An 18,887-nucleotide genomic window follows, 5' to 3' on the forward strand; every position below is an offset into this window, starting at 1 on the left:
GACGGTGGCCGCCGCCTTCCTCGAGCCGCTGCGCCGGCACGACCGCGAGCAGGGCGGCCGGCTCGAACAGACCCTGCGCGCGTGGGTGACCGCCGACGGGTCGAACGACGGCGCCGCATCCGCGCTCGGTGTGCACCGCCACACCGTGCGCACGCGCCTCGCCGCCGCGGAACGCGTGCTCGGCGTCGACCTCTCGTCGTTCGCCGGGCGCGCCGAGCTGTGGGCGGCGCTGCAGCTCGGGGGGTGAGGCCGACGGCGGAGATCCGGTCGGACACGCCGCGGAACGGATGCCGCACCACGGCGCGTCGCGAGGATCTCCGCCGTTCGGCCCGGCGGCGGCCTCACTCCGGCGCGTGCGCCTCGAGGAACTCGTACAGGTCGGTCGTGTCGACGCCGGGGAAGGCCCCCGTCGGCAGCGTCGCGAGCAGCGTCCGCGGCGTCCGCACGTTCGGCCACGCCTGGTCGCGCCACTGCGACTCGAGGTCCTCCGGCGGGCGCCGGCAGCACACCTCGACGGAGTGACGTGACACGCCGCGGTTCGTCGTCTCGCGGCCGATGAACCACTTCGTGTCGTCGAAGCGGACGCCCACGCTCACCGAGTGGGAGCCTTCGCTCGACGCCTCTACGCGGGCCGTGCACCAGTAAGTCCCGTTCCCGGTGTCGGTGTACTGGTAGTACGGGTTGAACTTGTCGGGGATGTCGAACACGACCCGGCTCGTCCACTTGCGGCAGCACAGCTGCCCCTCGATCGAGCCGAACCGGTCGGCGGGGAAGTTCACGTCGTCGTTCTCGTACGCCTTCGTGATCGTGCCCGACTCGTGCACCTTGAGGAAGTGCACCGGGAAGTCGAGGTGCCGCGTCGCGAGGTTGGTGAACCGGTGCGCGGCGGTCTCGTACGACACCGAATAGGCATCGCGGAGGTCCTCGATCGAGAGCGCGCGACGGGACTTCGCCTCCTGCAGCGCCGCCGCCGCGTGCGCCTCGGGCACCATCATCGCGCCGACGAGGTAGTTGGTCTCGACGCGCTGGCGCAGGAATTCGGCGTAGGAGCGCGGTTCGGCATGGCCGAGGATGCGGCTGGCGAGCGCCTGCAGCACGGGGGTCCGCGAGTCGCCGCGGTGCGGCACCGTGCTCGAGAGGTACAGCCGGCCGTGGCGGATGTCGGCGACGCTGCGCGTGGACTGCGGCAGGTCGCTCACGTAGTGCAGTGAGAAGCCGAGGTGGGCGGCGATCTCGGATGCGGTCCGCTGCGTGAGCGGGCCGCCTGGATGGTCGACGGCGGCGAGGATCCGCTGCGCGTGGCCCTCGAGCTCCGGGAAGTAGTTGTCCTGCCGCCGCATGAGGTGGCGGAGCTCCACGTTGGCGCGACGCGCCTCTTCTGGCGTCGCGGAGCGCTCGTCGTTGAGCCGCTCGACCTCGCCCTGCAGGCGCAGCACGGTACGCAGCACCTCGTCGGGCACGGCCTTGCCGATGCGGAACGGCTCGATCCCGAGGGACTGGAACGTCGGCCCCTTCATCGCCCTCTCCACCGCGATCTCCAGCGTGGCGCGCTCGTCGAGCGGCTCCGCCTCGAGCAGCGCGTCGATCGTCGTGCCGAGGGCACGCGCGATCGCCTGCAGCAGCGTGAGCTTCGGCTCCCGCTTGCCCGTCTCGATCATCGACAACTGGCTCGGCGCTCGGGACACGGCGGATGCCAGGTCGTCGAGCGTCATCCCACGCGCGACGCGCAGCTGCCGCACCCGCCTCCCGATGGTGAGCGCGTCGGCCGCATCGCCGTCGACCGGGGCGTCTTCGATGATTGTCATGACCGGGAGTGTGTCACGGAAGCAGAAGATCGCGCAATCTTCTCTCCGGAAATGTTCGTTGCGAGAGTCGAACTTCACACAGGCTGGGTGTCACGAACCGAATCGGCGCCGCACCGGCGTCGACCTCACCGCGAAGGAGCCGGCCATGACCCTCACTGCCACGGGCATCGCGCCCGTCACCACCCCCACCCCGACGCAGATCACGCCGACGCTCGTCGTTCGCGGTCGGATGGGCGACCGGTACGAGGAGATCCTGACTCCCGCCGCGCTCGACTTCCTCGCCGAGCTCCACGCCCGCTTCGGCGGTCGTCGCCACGACCGGCTGGCCGCGCGGATGCGTCGGCGCTTCGAGATCGGCAACGGCCAGGACCCCACGTTCCGGGATGACACGGCGCACATCCGCGACGACGCGGAATGGCGCGTCGCCGGCCCCGGCCCCGGGCTCGAGGACCGCCGGGTGGAGATCACCGGCCCGACCGACCCGAAGATGACGATCAACGCGCTGAACTCCGGCGCGAAGGTGTGGCTGGCCGACCAGGAGGACGCCACCAGCCCCACGTGGCGCAACGTCATCGAGGGCCAGCTCTCGCTCTTCGACGCGATCCGCGGGCAGCTGACCTACACGAACGAGGCGGGCAAGGAGTACCGCGTCACGGCGGAGCGGACGCCGACGATTGTCATGCGGCCGCGCGGCTGGCACCTCATGGAGAAGCACATGGAGTTCACCGACCGGAACGGCCGCACCCTCGCGGCGTCCGGCTCGCTCGTCGACTTCGGCCTGTACTTCTTCCACAACGCCGCGCAGCTGATCGCCAACGGCCGCGGCCCGTACTTCTACCTCCCGAAGATCGAGTCGTCCGAGGAGGCCAAGCTGTGGGACGACGTCTTCACCTACAGCGAGCAGTACGTCGGCATCCCGCACGGCACGATCCGCGCGACCGTCCTCATCGAGACGCTTCCCGCCGCGTTCGAGATGGACGAGATCCTGTTCGAGCTGCGCGACCACATCGCGGGTCTGAACGCCGGCCGGTGGGACTACATCTTCTCGATGATCAAGAACTACCGCGGCCGCGGCGCCCGGTTCGTCCTCCCCGACCGCAGCCAGGTCACCATGACCGTCCCGTTCATGCGGGCGTACACCGAGCTGCTGGTGCAGACGTGCCACAAGCGCGGCGCCTACGCGATCGGCGGCATGAGCGCCTTCATCCCGAACCGGCGCGACCCCGAGGTGACGCGGCAGGCGTTCGAGAAGGTCGCCGCCGACAAGAAGCGCGAGGCCGGCGACGGCTTCGACGGCACGTGGGTCGCCCACCCCGACCTCATCCCGGTCGCGCAGGCGGAGTTCGACGCCGTGCTCGGCGACCGGCCGAACCAGGTCGACCGCCTGCGGGAGGACGTCCAGGTGCACCCGTCGCAGCTGATCGACTGCCACATCGGCCTGCCGATCACCGCCGCCGGGGTCTACGGCAACGTGTCGGTGGCGATCCGCTACATCGAGGCGTGGCTGCGCGGACTCGGCGCCGTCGCGATCGACAACCTGATGGAGGATGCCGCGACCGCGGAGATCAGCCGGTCGCAGGTGTGGCAGTGGATCCACCAGGACCGCACCACCGAGGACGGCACGCCGATCACCCGGGACTACATCGAGGGCCTCATCGCGCAGGTGCTGAGCGAGGTCGAGCGCCAGGGCGGCGACCGGTTCGACGACGCCGCCGCCGTGTTCCGCGATGTCGCCCTCGGCGCCGAGTTCCCGACGTTCCTGACCCTCGGCGCCTACGCCACCTACCTGACCGACGCCGACTGACCCCGGCCCCGCACACCAGAGGAAGAGCAATGACCGCTTACTCGAACGACATCGACGCCATCCGCACCCTGAAGGAGGCGAACGGCCCCTCCTGGGATGCCATCGACCCCGAATCCGTCGCCCGGATGCGCGCGCAGAACCGGTTCCGCACGGGACTGGAGATCGCGCAGTACACCGCCGACATCATGCGGCGCGACATGGCCGAGTACGACGCCGACTCGTCCCTCTACACGCAGTCGCTCGGCGTCTGGCACGGCTTCATCGGGCAGCAGAAGCTGATCTCGATCAAGAAGCACCTCAAGAGCACGAACAAGCGCTACCTGTACCTGTCGGGCTGGATGGTCGCGGCGCTGCGCTCCGAGTTCGGGCCGCTCCCCGACCAGTCCATGCACGAGAAGACGGCCGTCCCCGCCCTCATCGAGGAGCTGTACACGTTCCTCCGGCAGGCGGATGCCCGTGAGCTCGACCTGCTGTTCACCAAGCTCGACGACGCCCGCGCCGCCGGCGACGAGACGGCCGCCGAGTTCGTGCAGTCGCAGATCGACAGCTTCGAGACGCACGTCGTCCCGATCATCGCCGACATCGACGCCGGCTTCGGCAACCCCGAGGCGACGTACCTGCTGGCGAAGAAGATGATCGAGGCGGGCGCGTGCGCCATCCAGATCGAGAACCAGGTGTCGGACGAGAAGCAGTGCGGTCACCAGGACGGCAAGGTCACCGTCCCGCACGAGGACTTCATCGCGAAGCTCAACGCGGTCCGCTACGCATTCCTCGAGCTCGGCATCGACAACGGCGTCATCGTCGCCCGCACCGATTCGCTCGGCGCCAGCCTCACGCAGAAGCTCGCCGTCACGCGAGAGCCGGGCGACCTCGGCGACCAGTACAACGCGTTCCTCGACGTCGAGGAGATCTCGGGCGCCGATCTCGGCAACGGCGACGTCGTCATCAAGCGGGGCGGCACGCTGCTGCGGCCCAAGCGCCTGCCCAGCAACCTGTACCAGTTCCGGCCCGGGACGGGCGAGGCGCGCGTCGTGCTCGACTGCATCACGTCGCTCCGTAACGGCGCCGACCTGCTGTGGATCGAGACGGAGAAGCCGCACATCGAGCAGATCGCGGGCATGGTCGACGCGATCCGCGCCGAGGTGCCGAACGCGAAGCTCGTGTACAACAACAGCCCGTCGTTCAACTGGACGCTGAACTTCCGGCAGCAGGCGTACGACGCGCTCGAGCAGCGCGGTGAGGACCTCTCGGCCTACGACCGCGCCGACCTCATGAACGTCGCCTACGACGACACCGAGCTCGCCCGGCTGGCGGACGAGAAGATCCGCACCTTCCAGCGCGACGGCGCCGCGCGGGCGGGGATCTTCCACCACCTCATCACCCTGCCGACTTACCACACCGCCGCGCTGTCGACGGATGACCTGGCCAAGGGCTACTTCGGCGACGAGGGCATGCTCGCATACGTGCGCGGCGTGCAGCGGCGCGAGATCCGCGAGGGCATCGCGACCGTCAAGCACCAGAACATGGCCGGCAGCGACATCGGCGACAACCACAAGGAGTACTTCGCCGGCGAGGCCGCCCTGAAGGCGGGCGGCGCGCACAACACGATGAACCAGTTCGGCTGACGTCCGGGGGGAACGAAGAGGGGGCGGATGCCTGTTCAGGCATCCGCCCCCTCTTCGTGCGGTCAGTCCTTGTGCCGGGGCTTCCGCGGCGGACGGTCGTCGAAGCTGCGCTTCGGGCGGTCGTCGAACGGGCGCCGATCACCGCCCCGCTGGCCGGGGCGTCCCCGGTCGGGGGCGATGTTGATCAGCTGACCCGAGATGCGCGTGGCGCGCAGGCGGTCGAGGACGCCGGCATCCATGTTCGTCGGGAGCTCGACGAGCGAGAAGTCGGGACGGATCGTGATGGCGCCGAAGTCGTCGCGGCCGAGGCCGCCCTCGTTCGCGAGTGCGCCCACGATCTGCCGGGGCTCGACGCGCTGCCGGCGTCCGACCGCGATGCGGTACGTCGTGAAGTCGCCCTTGCCACGACGCTCACGGGGGCCGTCGGCGCGCGCCGGACGGTCCTTGCGCGTGCCGCGCTCGGCGTCGGCGGCGACCGCCTTCGCGAGTTCGTCGCGCTCGGGGTCGAGCAGCAGCGGTGTCTCGCCCTGCGCCACGACGGCGAGCGCCGCGGCGACGTCTTGCTCGGGCACGTCGTGGTTGCGGACGTAGTGCGCGATGACGTCGCGGAACTTGCTGATGCGGTCGGTCTCGGCGAGCGCCGCCGTGATGGCGTCGTCGAAGCGCGCGAGACGGGTCGAGTTGATGTCCTCGGTCGTCGGCAGCTGCATCTGCGTGGGCGCCTGACGCGTCGCTCGCTCGATGTGGGCGAGCAGGTAGCGCTCGCGCGGGGTGACGAAGCTGATCGCGTCGCCGGTGCGGCCCGCGCGACCGGTGCGGCCGATGCGGTGCACGTACGACTCGGTGTCGGTCGGGATGTCGAAGTTCACGACGTGGCTGATGCGCTCCACGTCGAGGCCCCGCGCGGCGACGTCGGTCGCGACGAGGATGTCGAGCTTGCCGTCCTTCAGCTGCTGGATGCTGCGCTCGCGCTGCGGCTGCGGGATGTCGCCGTTGATGGGGGCGGCGCTGAACCCGCGGGCGCGGAGCTTCTCGGCGAGGGTCTCGGTCTCGTTCTTCGTGCGGACGAAGATGATCATCCCGTCGAAGTCCTCGACCTCGAGGATGCGGGTGAGCGCGTCGACCTTCTGCTGGTACGACACGATCAGATACCGCTGCGTGATGTTCGTGTTCGTGGAGGTCTTGGTCTTGACCGTGATCTCCTCCGGGTCGCGCAGGTACTGCTGCGCGAGACGGCGGATGGATGCCGGCATCGTCGCCGAGAACAGGGCGACCTGCTTCTCGGCGGGCGTCTGCGCGAGGATCTGCTCGACGTCCTCGGCGAAGCCCATCTTCAGCATCTCGTCGGCCTCGTCGAGCACGAGGTTCTTCAGCTGCGAGAGGTCGAGGGTGCCCTTCTCGAGGTGGTCCATGATGCGGCCGGGCGTGCCGACGACGATGTGCACGCCGCGGCGGAGAGCCGACAGCTGCACGCCGTAGCCCTGACCGCCGTAGACGGGGAGGACGTGGACGCCCTTCATGCGCGCGGCGTAGGACTCGAACGCTTCGCACACCTGGAGCGCGAGCTCACGGGTCGGGGCCAGGACGAGTGCCTGCGGCGTCTTCTGCGTCAGGTCGAGGTTCTCCATGATCGGCAGCGCGAACGCGGCGGTCTTGCCGGTGCCGGTCTGTGCCATGCCGACGACGTCGCGGCCGCCGAGGAGGACGGGGATGGTCGCGGCCTGGATCGCGGAGGGCGTCTCGTAGCCGAGGTCTTTGATGGCGGCGAGGACGGGACCGGTGAGGCCCAGCTCGTCGAAGCCGGGGAGGGCGGGGGTGTCTGCGGGCTCGGTCGGGGTCTGGGGGTCACTCACCTATCCACCGTAGTGGAGCCGGGCTGGGAACCATCCGGGCGGGCGTAGGATGAGAGGTCGCGCCTGCCGACCGGAACGGACTGCCTCGTGATCGAGATCCTCACCCCCGACCAGATCGACCGCGCCCGCACGACGGGCGGCCTCGTCGGCGACATCCTGCACGGCATCAAGGAGCGCGTGAAGCCGGGCACGAACCTGCTCGAGATCGATGCATGGGCGAAGGACATGATCCTCGGCGCCGGCGCCGAGTCCTGTTACGTCGACTACGCGCCGTCGTTCGGCCGCGGCCCCTTCGGCCATTACATCTGCACCGCCGTCAACGACGCCGTGCTGCACGGCCGTCCGCGGGACCAGCGTGTCGCCGCCGGTGACCTGCTGACGCTGGACCTCGCGATCAAGACGGGCGGGGTCGCCGCCGATGCCGCGATCAGCTTCACCGTCGGCGGCGCGCCCCACGCCGAGAACGATGCCCTCATCCGTGCGACCGAGGAGGCCCTCGCCGCCGGCATCGAAGCCGCCCAGCCTGGCGCGCGCATCGGTGACATCTCCGCCGCGATCGGCGACGTGTTGACCGGTGCCGGCTACCCCGTGAACACCGAGTTCGGCGGGCACGGCATCGGCACGACGATGCACCAGGACCCGCACGTCTCGAACATCGGCCGCGCCGGCCGCGGGTACCGCCTGCGCCCCGGACTCATGCTCGCGATCGAGCCGTGGGTCATGGTCGACACCGACGAGCTGAAGGTCGACGAGGACGGCTGGACGCTGCGCAGCGCGACCGGATGCCGCACCGCCCACACCGAGCACACGGTCGCGATCCTCGAAGCCGGCAACGAGATCCTGACGCGCCCGACGCGCTGAACCGGCCGCACGGGGCGCCGGTCGGCATCCCGCGACAACGCGCCCGACGGTACGCTCGGAGGGTGACCGAACACGCTGCCGCCCCCCGCACGCCCGCCGTCTCCACGAAGCTCAGCGCGATCGCCGAGTCCGCGACCCTGAAGGTCGACGCGAAGGCGAAGGCGCTGCAGGCCGCGGGACGACCGGTGGTCTCGTACGCGGCCGGCGAGCCCGACTTCGCGACCCCGCAGTTCGTCGTGGATGCCGCGGCCGAGGCGCTGCGCGACCCCGCCAACTTCCGGTACACCCCCGCGGCCGGTCTGCCCGTGCTGCGCGAGGCGATCGCCGCGAAGACGCTGCGCGACTCGGGCCACGAGGTCGCCCCGTCGCAGGTGATCGTCACCAACGGCGGCAAGCAAGCCGTCTACCAGGCCTTCCAGGCGGTCGTGAACCCGGGTGACGAGGTGCTGCTGCCCGCGCCGTACTGGACCACCTACCCCGAGGCGATCGCCCTGGCCGACGGTGTGCCCGTCGAGGTGTTCGCCGGCGCCGACCAGGAGTACAAGGTCACCGTCGACCAGCTCGAGGCCGCGCGCACCGACAAGACGACCGCGCTCGTGTTCGTGTCGCCGTCGAACCCGACGGGCGCCGTCTACACCGCCGACGAGACGAAGGCGATCGGCGAGTGGGCCCTCGCCCACGGCATCTGGGTCATCAGCGACGAGATCTACCAGAACCTCGTCTACGAAGGCGCTCGCGCGGTCTCGATCGTCGAGGCCGTGCCCGAGCTCGCCGGCCAGACGATCCTCGTCAACGGCGTCGCGAAGACGTACGCCATGACCGGCTGGCGCGTGGGCTGGATGGTGGGCCCCGCCGCCGCGATCAAGGTCGCCGGCAACCTGCAGTCGCACCTCAGCTCGAACGTCAACAACATCGCGCAGCGCGCGGCCCTCGCCGCCCTCACCGGCCCGCAGGACGAGGCCGAGAAGATGCGCCAGGCCTTCGACCGCCGTCGCGGGCTGATCGTCTCGGAGCTCGCGAAGATCCCCGGCGTCACGGTCCCGAACCCGCTCGGCGCGTTCTACGTCTACCCGGACGTCACGGGACTGCTGGGGCGCGAGTGGGACGGTGTGCGCATCGACACATCGCTCGAGCTGGCGGATTACATCCTCGAGCGCGCCGAGGTCGCCGTCGTCCCGGGCGAGGCCTTCGGCCCATCCGGCTACCTGCGCCTGTCGTACGCGCTCGGCGAGGAGCAGCTGCTCGAGGGCGTCCAGCGCCTGCAGCGCCTCTTCGGCTGACGCGCACCCGCCGGCCGACGACCACCGAGGTCGACGGCTCGGGTCAGAGCTCGACGTCGAAGAGCACCGGCTCGGGCTGCAGCAGCACCCCGAACTCGGACTGCACGCGCTGCTGGATGAGTCGCGCCAGCGCGGCGACCTCCTCTGCGGTCGCGCGTCCGCGGTTCGTGAGGGCGAGCGCGTGCTTCGTCGACAGCGACGCGCGCGAGCCCGGCAGGCGGAAGCCCTTGCGCATCCCCGCCTGCTCGATGAGCCACGCGGCGCTGATCTTCACCGGCGCGGGTCCGTCCGCCCGCGGCGGGATGAACCCGTCGAACCGGTCGAGCGGGATCACGCGGTCGGCCTCGGGCTCGGGCGCCATCGACCAGCGCGGCGCCTCGGGCGGCAGCGTCGCGGCGAACTGCGCCGAGACGATCGGGTTCTGGAAGAACGACCCCGCACTCCACGTGTCGTGGTCGTCCTCGTCGAGCACCATGCCCTTGCGGGAGCGGATGTCGAGCACCGTCTCGCGGATCCACGCGAGCGAGACCGCGGCATCCGGTTCGAGGCCCAGCGCCGACCGCAGCTGCGCGCCGCGCACGGGGACGTCGCCGTGACCGACCTGCGTGAGCTCCAGCGTGACCGAGAGGATGACGGCGGAGCGCTCGGGGACCGACCCGTAATGCTTCTTCAGCACCGAGGTGCGGAGCCCGAGTCCCAGATCGGATGCCGGGACCACCGACACCTCGCCGGTCGCCTCATCGATGAGCTCGACCTCGACGAGCGACTCGACGATCTCCTGGCCGTAGGCGCCGACGTTCTGGATGGGGGCGGCGCCGGTGGTGCCGGGGATCCCCGACATGGCTTCGATGCCGCTGAGTCCTGCGGCCACGGTCTGCGCGACGAGGTCGTCCCAGTTGTGACCGGCCTGCACCTTGAGCCGCACGCGGCCGGGGTGCGGCGACGGGAGGCGCTCGATGCCGCTCGTCCGCACGAGGACGACGGTGCCGTCGAACTCGTCGTCGCCGAACAGCAGGTTCGACCCGCCGCCGACGACGAGCCAGCGTTCGCCGTCGTCCCACACGTCACGGAGGGCGGCGACGAGCTCGTCGGTCGTCGTGGCCTCGACCATGCGGTGCGGCATCCCACCGACGCGGAGCGTCGTGAGCTGCGACAGCGGGACGGGGGCGATCTCGGGCATCAGGATGCCGCGCGCACGCGCACCTGCGCCTTGCCGAGTACGGTCGTGCCGTCGTGCGAGACGGTCAGGTCGATGCGCACGGCGTCGTCCTCGATCGCGCCGACCTTGGCGACGACGGAGACGTCGGCCCCCGCATCGGTGTCGACGACCACGGGGCGCGTGAAGCGGACGCCGTAGTCGAGGATGCGGCCGGAGTCCCCCAGCCACGACACGATCGTCTCGACGGCGAGGCCCATCGTGAGCATGCCGTGGGCGAGGACACCGGGCAGCCCCACGCGCTCGGCGACGGCGTCGTTGTAGTGGATCGGGTTGAAGTCCCCCGATGCGCCCGCGTACCGCACGAGCGCGGCGCGGGTCAGGTGCACGGTGCGCTCGGCGACGACCGCGCCGACCTCGAGGTTCGGGCCCACGGCGGTCATTCGTCGCCTCCCACCAGCAGGACGGAGGTCGCGGTGACGACGTGGTCACCGGCGGCATCCGTGATCTCGGCCTCACTCGTCACCATCGCACCCTTCCCGAAGGCGCGGATGCCGGTGACCGTCAGGCGTCCCGTCAGCTCGTCGCCGGCGACGATGGGCCGCGTGTAGCGGAAGCGCTGCTCGGCGTGCACGACGCGCTCGAGCACGATCCCGGAATCCGGCTCGCTCAGCAGCTGCTGCAGCGTGGCGTCCTGGATCACCATCGCGAAGGTCGGCGGCGCGACGACGTCGGCGTAGCCGAGGGAACGCGCGACCTCGGGGTCGTCGTGCTGCGGGTCGGTCGCGAACACCGCGCGGGCGAACTCGCGCACCTTCTCGCGGCCGACGAGGTACGGGGCGGTCGGCGGGAAGGCGCGACCTTGCAACTCGGGATTCACGGGCACCGGTCGATCCTACCGTCCGGGTCCGGCGCCGGCCCGGTTCAGCGGGCGCGGTGGGCCCGCACGGCCTTGATCGACAGCTGCACGGCGATGAAGGTCAGGTAGACCGCGAAGAGGACGTTCGCCGTGAACGGGTCGACGAGGGTCGCAAGCCACGCGCCGAGGGCGGTGGTCGTGCACGCGGCGACGCCGATCACGCCGGCGGCGACGAGGTCGACGTTGTGGCGGCGGAGGTTGCCGATCGTCCCCGAGATCGCGGTCGGGATCATCATGAGCAGCGAGGTGCCCTTGGCCACCAGGTCGCTCGTGCCGAAAAGGAAGATGAGCGCGGGCACGACGATGACGCCGCCGCCCACCCCGAGGAGCCCCGCCATCACGCCGGTGAAGACACCGAGCACGGCCAGGCCCGTTCCCGTGAGCCACGTCAGCGGCAACTCCGCCTCGCGGGACGGCACGACGATGAAGAGCATCACGATGACGACGACGAGGAAGGCGATGAAGCCCCAGCGGATCGCGTTCTGCGGCAGGCGGGCCAGGAGCCACGTACCGATCTGCGCGCCGACGACCGCGGCGGCGGCGAGGATCAGCGCAGGCACCCAGGCGACGGCCCCGACGGCCGCGTACGACACGACGCCGACCATGGCGGTGGGCACGATGGCGGCGAGCGAGGTGCCGGCGGCGCGCTTCTGATCGAAGACCAGCAGCGTCAGCAGAAGGGGCACGATGACCGTTCCGCCGCCCACGCCGAACATGCCCGACATGAGCCCGGCGAGCAGGCCGATGCCCAGTGCGCCCAGGTAGTAGCGGGGGGTGCGGGCGACGGGGGGTGTCGTGGTCACGAGGCGGGGCCCGACAGGAAACGCATGCCTCGACCCTACTCCCGGCCCGGCGGACGCCCGCGCGGAGCCTCGGCCTACGATCGAAGCATGTCCCCATCGCTCGTCCTCGTGGCCAATGCCGGTGAATCCTCGATCAGCACGTTCCGTGTGACGGATGCGGGGCTCGAGCGCCTGTCGGTCACGACCGGCACCACCGGATGCTCGAACTTCGCCGTCGACCCCGAGCGCGGCCTCGTCTACGCGTCGGTCAAGGCCGACGACGAGAACGCGGATGCCGGCATCCTCACCCTCTCCCTCGACCGTGAGACGGGCGACCTCACCCCGCTGACCCGCGTGCCGCTGCCCGGCGGCGCGATGAACTACCTCTCGCTCACGCGGGACGGCTCGGTGCTGCTGGGCGCGGCGTACTCCGGCGGGTACGGGATCGTCTGCGCCGTCGACGCGTACGGGGTGGTCAGCCCGCCCGCCGCCGAGGTCCGCTTCCCGCGACTGCACTCGGTGCTCGCGAGCAGCGACGGCCGCCACGCCTACTTCGTCTCGCTCGAGAGCGACCTCATCGCACAGTTCTCGCTCGGCGACGACCTCGCGCTGACCCCGCTCGACCCGCCGGTCGCCGCAGCTCCGACTGGCAGCGGCCCGCGTCACCTCGCGTTCGGCGACGACGAGCAGACCCTGTACGTTCTGACGGAGTTCACCGGCGAAGTCCTGCGTTACCGGCGCGACCCGGCGGCGGGCACGCTCGAGCTGCTGTCGTCGACGCCCGCCCACGACCCGTCCGAGAAACTCCGTCACAGCGTCATCGACGAGGACCCCCGCGAGAACCACTACGTCTGGGGCGCCGACATCCACCTCACCGACGGCGTCGTGTGGGCCTCGGAGCGGACCGCGAGCACATTGGCGGCCCTGCGCATCGCGCCGGACGGCTCCCTCTCCGAACCGACCGGCTTCGTCGTCACCGAGGAGCAGCCGCGCGGCTTCGCCGTCAGCGACGACCGCACGCTGCTCGTCGCGGCGGGCGAGCGCTCGACGACCGTCTCGCTCTACCGCGTCGACGGCGCGGACCTGCACCTGCAGGGCCGGTACGAGACCGGCCGCGGCGCGAACTGGGTCCGCTTCGCCTGAGCGCGCTCAGCGCAGGAACTGCTCCGGGTCGAACTCGGCGATCGGGATGATGCGCACGCGCGGCAGCTGAGCGTCGAAGGCTCCGGCGTCGTACTCGAGGTCGAAGAAGCGGATGCCGGGGATCTGGGCGAAGCCGGCGTTGCGGAACTCCTCGAAGGCGAGCACGCCGACACGGCGCGAGCCGTCGGCGAGGACGCCGAGGTCGTCGACGAAGTCGCCGTCGTGGCTGACGAGGACGACGTCGTCGCCGTGGTCCTGCAGGGCGCGGAGGGTGCGCTGGATGGCGAGGTCGACGACCTTCTCGTCGGGGTCTCCCGACAGCGGCACGGGCTGGTAGCCGAGAGCGAGGAGCGCCTGCACGAACGACATCGGCAGGTTGATGGACGCGTTCAGGAAGAAGAGCCCGCGGGCATCCTGGTTCCAGCTGTCCGCGACGAACGAGAGGATGCGGTCCCACCGCGGCCGCTCATCGGGCTGCGGACGCCGGCCGAGGATCGATCCGCCCAGGGTGGCGTCGATGTTCTCCCCGTCGACGAGCACCCAGGTCCTGCGATTGCCGGCCATGCCGCCTCCTCCGCGCACCGCCACCAGCGGACCGGTGCGCCCGACTCATCCTAGGCGCCGGCGCGCGCTCACCAGCGGCGGCCGAAGACCCCCGCGAGCACGGCGTGCGCGAGCGGCAGGAGCGACCCCGTCATGAGGACACCGCCGAGCACCGGATCGTCGGGGCGGATCACCGCGCCCCCGACGAGAAGGCCGGCGAACAGCATGCCCGACAGGGTGCGACGGCCGAGCTGCTCGAGCCGCCCGACGCGACGCTCCAGCGCCGGGTCGGGCAGGGTGATGCGATGGTCCTCGACGCGGGTGATCAGGTCGTCGACGCGGCCCGGCAGGCGCGAAGCGGTCGTCAGCGAGGTCACCGCGCGCCGCAGCACGTCGGTCACGGCGTTGCGCCCCTCCTCCCGGACGAGACGCGAGGCATAGGGTTCGACGGCATCCCACAGGTTGAACGCGGGGTCGAGGGCGCTGCAGACACCCGAGGTCAGCGACATGGCGCGCACGATGAGCAGGAAGTTCTCCGGCAGCTGGAACGGCAGCGTCCGCACGACGTCCTGGAACTCGATCGCGAACGCGCGGAACTCCCGCGGGTCGACCTCGCGCAGCTCGGCGAAGCCCATCCCGCCGAAGCGCGCGAACAGCTGGGTCATGGCGCGCTCGAGCTCGCTCGTGTCGGCACTCGGCAGCAGGACGCCGACATCGCGGATGCTCTGCACGAGGGCCACGCCGTCGCGCGCGGCGACGGCGATCATGAGGCGGCGGAGACCGGTCCGCAGGCTCGGCGGGACCTCGCCCATCATCCCGAAGTCGATGAACGTGAGCCGCCACGGCGGGGTCGCGGGACCCGCGGCATCCGTCGTCGGCATCGGCGTGACGAAGATGTTGCCCGGGTGCGGGTCGGCGTGGAAGAACCCGTGCGTGAACACCTGGTCGAACATGACGGAGGCGAACACCTGCGCCACCTCGGCGGGATCGATGCCGGCGGCCCGGAGAGACTCGTGGTCGGTGATCTTGATGGCCGTGACGTCTTCGAGGGTCAGGGTGCGCCTCGAGGTGCGCTCCCAGACGACGGCGGGGACGCCGACGCGCGGGTCGCCCGCGAAGTCCGCCGCGAACCGCTCGCCGTTGGCGGCCTCGTGCAGGTAGTCGATCTCCTCGAGACTCGTCTCGGCGAACTCCTCGACGAGCTGCGGCGCGTCGACGCGGTCCGACACGATCCGTACGTGGCTCAGCCACCTGCCGACCCGGCGGAGGGCCGCGAGGTCGGTGTCGACGATGTCCTGGATGCCCGGGCGCTGCACCTTCACGACGACGGCGTCCAGCCCGGTCAGGGCTGCGTCCTCCGACGACAGGCGTGCGCGGTGAGCCTGGCCGAGGGATGCCGCGGCCACCGGCACGGTCTCCATGGCGGCGAACGCGCGGTCGAGGGTGACCCCGAGCTCGCCCTCGGCCTCGGCACGGATGAGCGGGAACGGGACGGCGGGGACCTCGTCCTGCAGACCTTCGAGCTCCTTGGTGATCTCGGGCGGCAGCACGTCGAGGCGCGAGGACATGAACTGCCCGACCTTGATCATGAGACCGCCGAGGTCGATCGCGAGCGCGTGGAAGCGTCGGGCGATCCGCTGCATGCGCGCCGAACGGCCGCGCACGCCGATCCAGCCGAGACCGATCCGGGGAAGGAACAGCTCGAACCACCACGTGACCACGAGGGCCCTCGCGGCGAAACGCAGGATGCGGCGGTAGCGCGCCCGTGCGTCGCGGTCGTCGGGAAGGTCGTCGCCTTCCCGACGCCGTGCTGCCACGCGGGTCAGCCCTGCGCGAGCAGGGCGTAGAGCCGGCGGCGGGCCTCGTCGAGGATCTCGACGGCCTGTGCCACCTGCTCGGGAGAGCCGGAGCGCGCCACCTGCGCGGCGGCCTGGGCGAGCTCGACACCCGCCTTGGGCAGCGCGGTCGCGCGGTGCGGGTGCTCCTTCTGCGGCGCGGCGGTCTCCCACGGGGCCGATCCCACGGCCTCCTCGGCGACCATCCGGCCGGCGTCCGTCAGCGAGTACGTCTTGCGACCGTTCGCCTCCTCGGCGACGATCAGGCCCTCGTCGGCGAGGAGCTGAAGAGTGGGGTAGACCGAGCCGGCGCTCGGCTTCCACGAGCCGCCGCTGCGCGAGTCGATCTCCTGGATGATCTGGTACCCGTGCATCGGCTTCTCGGCGAGGAGGGCGAGCACGGCGGTGCGGACGTCGCCGCGGCTCATCCGGGGCGATGCGGGACGCTGGTCGAACTGGGTGCGGAACTGTTCGAACGCCTCCATGAGATTCGCGCCGAGGCCGCTGAGGTCGAAGCCCTGGGACCCCGATCCGAAGCCGCGACCGCCGCCGCCGAAGCCGCCCGAACCGAAGCCCTGCGAGCCGAATGAGCTGTTCATGATGTCTCCTCCAGATGGTGACCGATACCCAACGATATATCGTTGACGACATTCGATGGGCGGCGTCAGCAACTTCCCAGGGATCGTGACCAGGTCTTTTTCGGATACCGTCGACGACGTGACTGTCCAGGTAACGTTCGGGTAACGCCCAGGAACGTGGGACAGAGTGGGCGACTCGTGCCCGCCCGAACGGACACGCGCGCTCCATCGGAGCGTGTTCTCGCTACACGGAACCTTTCTCTCTGCATGCCTACAGACACGCCATCCACCCCCACCCGCCGATCCATCCGCACGACCCGCACCGACGCACGCCGACTCCGGCGCCGTCCGGTCCTCGTCCTCACGACGTTGACCACCGCGTTCGCCATCGCCGCGAGCGCCACCGCCATGGCCCCCGCTCCGGCCACGGCACGTGCCGAATCGACCCCGGCGATCGCGCTGGCCTCGTTCACGAAGGCACTGCCCGACTCGATCACCGCCGGCGTCGGCACCTCGGTCCCCGCCTCGAAGATCCAGTCCACCCTCGACCGCGCCGACGACGCAGTCGCAGCCTCGAAGAAGGTCACCGCGGACATCGCGACCTCGAAGCTGGACGTCGGTACGGACGACACCACGGTCGAGACCGATGACCTCGCTCAGGCCGTCTCGGACCTCGAGAACGTCTCCGCCCTCCCGCTGCTGCTCGACACGCGCGACGCCACCGCCGCCGTCGAAGAGGCGGTCGCCGAGGTGAACGAGCAGACGGGCGCGCTCCAGGGCCGCCTGGACGCCGCCATCCAGAAGGAGAAGGAGCGTCTGGCCGAGGAGAAGCGCAAGGCCGAGGCTGCTGCGAAGGCCGCTGCCGAGAAGAAGGCCGCCGAAGAAGCTGCCGCGGCCGAGGCATCCCGGTCCAGCTCCTCCGGCTCGTCGTCGTCGGGCTCGTCGAGCTCCGCCGGCACGACCAAGCGCGCCGCCTCGGGCACGTCCGCCGGCGCCGCGCAGGCGACCGCGCGCAGCATGCTCGGAAACTACGGCTGGGGCGACGACCAGTTCTCGTGCCTCGTCTCCCTCTGGAACAAGGAGTCGAACTGGAACTACCAGGCCTACAACTCCTCCAGCGGCGCCTACGGCATCCCGCAGGCCCTGCCCGGCAGCAAGATGGGCAGCGCCGGCTCCGACTGGAAGACGAACCCGGCGACGCAGATCGCCTGGGGCCTCGGCTACATCGACGGCCGCTACGGCAGCCCCTGCGGCGCATGGGGCCACTCCCAGTCCAACGGCTGGTACTGACCCCCGCACGCCCCCGGATGCCGCGGGTCCCCGACACGACGTCGGCGGGCCCGCGGCATCCGCCGTTTCAGGAGGTGAAGACCGCCTCGGCGAAACGGGCGAGGTCGTACAGGTCGGTGACGCCCGCGAGCTCGCGGGCCGAGTGCATCGACAGGATCGGGATGCCGACGTCGACCGTGGCGATGCCCAGTCGCGTCGCCGTGATCGGACCGATGGTCGAGCCGCACGGCACCGCGTTGTTCGAGACGAACTCCTGCGAGCCGATACCGGCGGTCTCGCACCAGCGGTGCCACGCAGCGGCCCCGGCGCCGTCGGTCGCGTAGCGCTGGTTCGCGTTGATCTTGAGGATCGGGCCGGAGCCCAGCCGCGGCTGGACGACGGGGTCGTGCTTCTCGGCGTAGTTGGGGTGCACGGCGTGACCGACATCGCTCGAGACGCACCACGACGACGCGAGGGCGCGCAGCTGCTGCTCGCGGTCGGCGCCGAGGCTGAGCTGGATCCGCTCGAGTACGTCGGCGAGAAAGGGCCCCGCGGCACCGGAGCGGGTGGCGGAGCCGACCTCCTCGTGGTCGAAGACGGCGAGCATCGCGATGCGCTCCCCGTCGAACCCGTCCGCCGCGCGCGCGAGCGCGACGACACCGGCGTGCACCGACGCGAGGTCGTCGAGCCGCCCCGAGGCGAAGAACGCATCGTCCTTGCCGAAGACCACGCCGCGTGCGGCATCCGCCGTGACCACGTCGTATCCGCGGATGCGGGTCGCGTCGACGTCGGCCTGCGCCGCGAGCTCGCCGAGCAGATCCGCCGAGTCGGCGTCGCCCAGACCCCAGACCGGCTGGGTCTGCCGTTGCCGGTCGAGGGCGAGCCCGTCGTTGACCTCGCGGTCGAGGTGGATCGCGAGCTGCGGCAGACGCAGGAGCGGTCCGGTCGCGGCGAGGACGCTCGTGCCGTCGTCGAGCACGAGGCGACCCGCGAGGCGCAGCTCACGGTCGAGCCAGGAGTTCAGCAGCGGCCCGCCGTAGACCTCGACGCCGGCCTGCAGCCACCCGTGCGACCCGGTCGTGGGGCGCGGCTTGAGCTTCAGGGCGGGTGAGTCGCTGTGGGCTCCGAAGACGTGGACGCCGGTCGCGGCATCCGCTCTCTCCGGGACGATCCAGGCGAGCACCGCACCGTCGCGGACCACGAGGAACCGGCCACCCGGCTGCGCCGGCCAGGCCTCGCGCTCGTCGAGCTCGCGGAAGCCGACCTCGCGCAGTCGACGGGCGACCTCGGCTGCGGCGTGGTAGCTCGACGGCGAGGCGGCGACGAAGTCGGCCAGGTCGGCGGCGTGGTCGAGTGCGGCCGTGCCGGACACGGGCGTGGACATGGGACCTCCAGGAGGGATGCCGGACGGGACCTCTCGATCGTAGACACAGC

General features: G+C 70.9%; 17 protein-coding genes. 7 read left to right on the forward strand and 10 right to left on the reverse strand.

Annotated elements, in window-relative coordinates; genetic code table 11:
* Positions 1 to 247: helix-turn-helix domain-containing protein (locus NH287_RS10740; RefSeq protein ID WP_253035610.1), on the forward strand; the 247-nt coding region annotated here is incomplete at its 5' end.
* A gap of 94 nt (positions 248 to 341) precedes the next feature.
* Here the strand turns inward: NH287_RS10740 and NH287_RS10745 are convergent.
* Positions 342 to 1,805: a helix-turn-helix transcriptional regulator gene (locus tag NH287_RS10745; protein WP_253035611.1), complete on the reverse strand. Its 1,464-nt coding sequence runs from the start codon at positions 1,803 to 1,805 to the stop codon at positions 342 to 344.
* A 145-nt stretch (positions 1,806 to 1,950) separates the two neighbouring features.
* Between NH287_RS10745 and aceB the strand changes: the two genes are divergently transcribed.
* The gene (gene aceB, locus NH287_RS10750) at positions 1,951 to 3,609 is read left to right on the forward strand and encodes a malate synthase A (protein WP_253035612.1); all 1,659 of its coding nucleotides are present in this window, start codon (positions 1,951 to 1,953) and stop codon (positions 3,607 to 3,609) included.
* 29 nt (positions 3,610 to 3,638) lie between these two features.
* Positions 3,639 to 5,234 (forward strand): isocitrate lyase, encoded by a 1,596-nt coding sequence (locus NH287_RS10755; protein WP_253035613.1) that lies wholly within the window; start codon positions 3,639 to 3,641, stop codon positions 5,232 to 5,234.
* 62 nt (positions 5,235 to 5,296) lie between these two features.
* Here the strand turns inward: NH287_RS10755 and NH287_RS10760 are convergent, their stop codons facing one another.
* Positions 5,297 to 7,087 (reverse strand): DEAD/DEAH box helicase, encoded by a 1,791-nt coding sequence (locus tag NH287_RS10760; RefSeq protein WP_253035614.1) that lies wholly within the window; start codon positions 7,085 to 7,087, stop codon positions 5,297 to 5,299.
* An 87-nt stretch (positions 7,088 to 7,174) separates the two neighbouring features.
* On the opposite strand from NH287_RS10760, the gene map reads away from it, so the two are divergent.
* Together map and NH287_RS10770 are read left to right on the forward strand one after the other, a co-directional pair.
* Positions 7,175 to 7,948 (forward strand): type I methionyl aminopeptidase, encoded by a 774-nt coding sequence (gene map / locus NH287_RS10765; protein WP_253035615.1) that lies wholly within the window; start codon positions 7,175 to 7,177, stop codon positions 7,946 to 7,948.
* A 62-nt stretch (positions 7,949 to 8,010) separates the two neighbouring features.
* Complete coding sequence (locus NH287_RS10770) at positions 8,011 to 9,228, forward strand: pyridoxal phosphate-dependent aminotransferase (protein ID WP_253035616.1); 1,218 nt, start codon at positions 8,011 to 8,013, stop codon at positions 9,226 to 9,228.
* A 43-nt stretch (positions 9,229 to 9,271) separates the two neighbouring features.
* Here the strand turns inward: NH287_RS10770 and NH287_RS10775 are convergent, their stop codons facing one another.
* The 4 genes from NH287_RS10775 to NH287_RS10790 are packed head-to-tail and all read right to left on the reverse strand — an operon-like array spanning position 9,272 to position 12,106.
* A complete protein-coding gene (locus tag NH287_RS10775; RefSeq protein ID WP_253035617.1) occupies positions 9,272 to 10,408 on the reverse strand; it encodes a UDP-N-acetylmuramate dehydrogenase in 1,137 nt (378 codons plus the stop codon).
* Positions 10,408 to 10,827 (reverse strand): MaoC/PaaZ C-terminal domain-containing protein, encoded by a 420-nt coding sequence (locus tag NH287_RS10780; RefSeq protein WP_253035618.1) that lies wholly within the window; start codon positions 10,825 to 10,827, stop codon positions 10,408 to 10,410. The genes NH287_RS10775 and NH287_RS10780 overlap by 1 nt, the downstream gene beginning before the upstream one ends.
* Positions 10,824 to 11,270 carry a MaoC family dehydratase N-terminal domain-containing protein gene (locus NH287_RS10785; RefSeq protein WP_064002959.1) on the reverse strand — a complete coding sequence of 149 codons (447 nt, stop codon included), beginning with the start codon at positions 11,268 to 11,270 and terminating at the stop codon, positions 10,824 to 10,826. Before NH287_RS10785 ends, NH287_RS10780 begins: the two co-directional genes overlap by 4 nt.
* A 38-nt stretch (positions 11,271 to 11,308) precedes the next feature.
* The gene (locus tag NH287_RS10790; RefSeq protein WP_253035619.1) at positions 11,309 to 12,106 is read right to left on the reverse strand and encodes a sulfite exporter TauE/SafE family protein; all 798 of its coding nucleotides are present in this window, start codon (positions 12,104 to 12,106) and stop codon (positions 11,309 to 11,311) included.
* Positions 12,107 to 12,193: 87 nt separating this feature from the next.
* Here NH287_RS10790 and NH287_RS10795 point away from each other — a divergent pair, with 87 nt between their 5' ends.
* Positions 12,194 to 13,228 (forward strand): beta-propeller fold lactonase family protein, encoded by a 1,035-nt coding sequence (locus tag NH287_RS10795; RefSeq protein WP_253035620.1) that lies wholly within the window; start codon positions 12,194 to 12,196, stop codon positions 13,226 to 13,228.
* A gap of 6 nt (positions 13,229 to 13,234) precedes the next feature.
* On the opposite strand, the gene NH287_RS10800 is transcribed toward NH287_RS10795, so the two are convergent.
* The 3 genes from NH287_RS10800 to NH287_RS10810 all read right to left on the reverse strand — a co-directional run bounded on the left by NH287_RS10800 (position 13,235) and on the right by NH287_RS10810 (position 16,205).
* Complete coding sequence (locus NH287_RS10800) at positions 13,235 to 13,792, reverse strand: NYN domain-containing protein (protein WP_064002956.1); 558 nt, start codon at positions 13,790 to 13,792, stop codon at positions 13,235 to 13,237.
* Positions 13,793 to 13,860: 68 nt separating this feature from the next.
* Positions 13,861 to 15,588 carry an AarF/ABC1/UbiB kinase family protein gene (locus NH287_RS10805; protein WP_253035621.1) on the reverse strand — a complete coding sequence of 576 codons (1,728 nt, stop codon included), beginning with the start codon at positions 15,586 to 15,588 and terminating at the stop codon, positions 13,861 to 13,863.
* Positions 15,589 to 15,593: 5 nt separating this feature from the next.
* Positions 15,594 to 16,205, reverse strand: a complete 612-nt coding sequence (locus NH287_RS10810; RefSeq protein ID WP_064002954.1) for a PadR family transcriptional regulator — start codon at positions 16,203 to 16,205, stop codon at positions 15,594 to 15,596.
* 246 nt (positions 16,206 to 16,451) lie between these two features.
* Here NH287_RS10810 and NH287_RS10815 point away from each other — a divergent pair, with 246 nt between their 5' ends.
* Entirely contained in the window at positions 16,452 to 17,474 is a 1,023-nt protein-coding gene (locus NH287_RS10815; protein WP_253035622.1) for a hypothetical protein, read from the forward strand.
* Positions 17,475 to 17,541: 67 nt separating this feature from the next.
* Here the strand turns inward: NH287_RS10815 and NH287_RS10820 are convergent, their stop codons facing one another.
* On the reverse strand, positions 17,542 to 18,837 hold the full coding sequence (locus NH287_RS10820; protein WP_253035623.1) for a M18 family aminopeptidase: 1,296 nt from the start codon (positions 18,835 to 18,837) through the stop codon (positions 17,542 to 17,544).
* Between the last annotated feature and the right edge of the window lie 50 nt (positions 18,838 to 18,887).

Origin of the sequence: Microbacterium sp. CnD16-F (genome assembly GCF_024124465.1) — a bacterium.
Taxonomy (GTDB): Bacteria; Actinomycetota; Actinomycetes; order Actinomycetales; family Microbacteriaceae; genus Microbacterium; species Microbacterium gawkjiense.

Bases quoted from the DNA above. Each gene is read 5' to 3' on its own strand.
- aceB (WP_253035612.1), top strand. From the start codon at position 1,951: ATGACCCTCACTGCCACGGGCATCGCGCCCGTCACCACCCCCACCCCG.
- NH287_RS10755 (WP_253035613.1), top strand. From the start codon at position 3,639: ATGACCGCTTACTCGAACGACATCGACGCCATCCGCACCCTGAAGGAG.
- NH287_RS10800 (WP_064002956.1), bottom strand. From the start codon at position 13,792: ATGGCCGGCAATCGCAGGACCTGGGTGCTCGTCGACGGGGAGAACATC.
- NH287_RS10775 (WP_253035617.1), bottom strand. From the start codon at position 10,408: ATGCCCGAGATCGCCCCCGTCCCGCTGTCGCAGCTCACGACGCTCCGC.
- NH287_RS10780 (WP_253035618.1), bottom strand. From the start codon at position 10,827: ATGACCGCCGTGGGCCCGAACCTCGAGGTCGGCGCGGTCGTCGCCGAG.
- NH287_RS10795 (WP_253035620.1), top strand. From the start codon at position 12,194: ATGTCCCCATCGCTCGTCCTCGTGGCCAATGCCGGTGAATCCTCGATC.
- NH287_RS10820 (WP_253035623.1), bottom strand. From the start codon at position 18,837: ATGTCCACGCCCGTGTCCGGCACGGCCGCACTCGACCACGCCGCCGAC.
- NH287_RS10810 (WP_064002954.1), bottom strand. From the start codon at position 16,205: ATGAACAGCTCATTCGGCTCGCAGGGCTTCGGTTCGGGCGGCTTCGGC.
- NH287_RS10745 (WP_253035611.1), bottom strand. From the start codon at position 1,805: ATGACAATCATCGAAGACGCCCCGGTCGACGGCGATGCGGCCGACGCG.
- NH287_RS10815 (WP_253035622.1), top strand. From the start codon at position 16,452: ATGCCTACAGACACGCCATCCACCCCCACCCGCCGATCCATCCGCACG.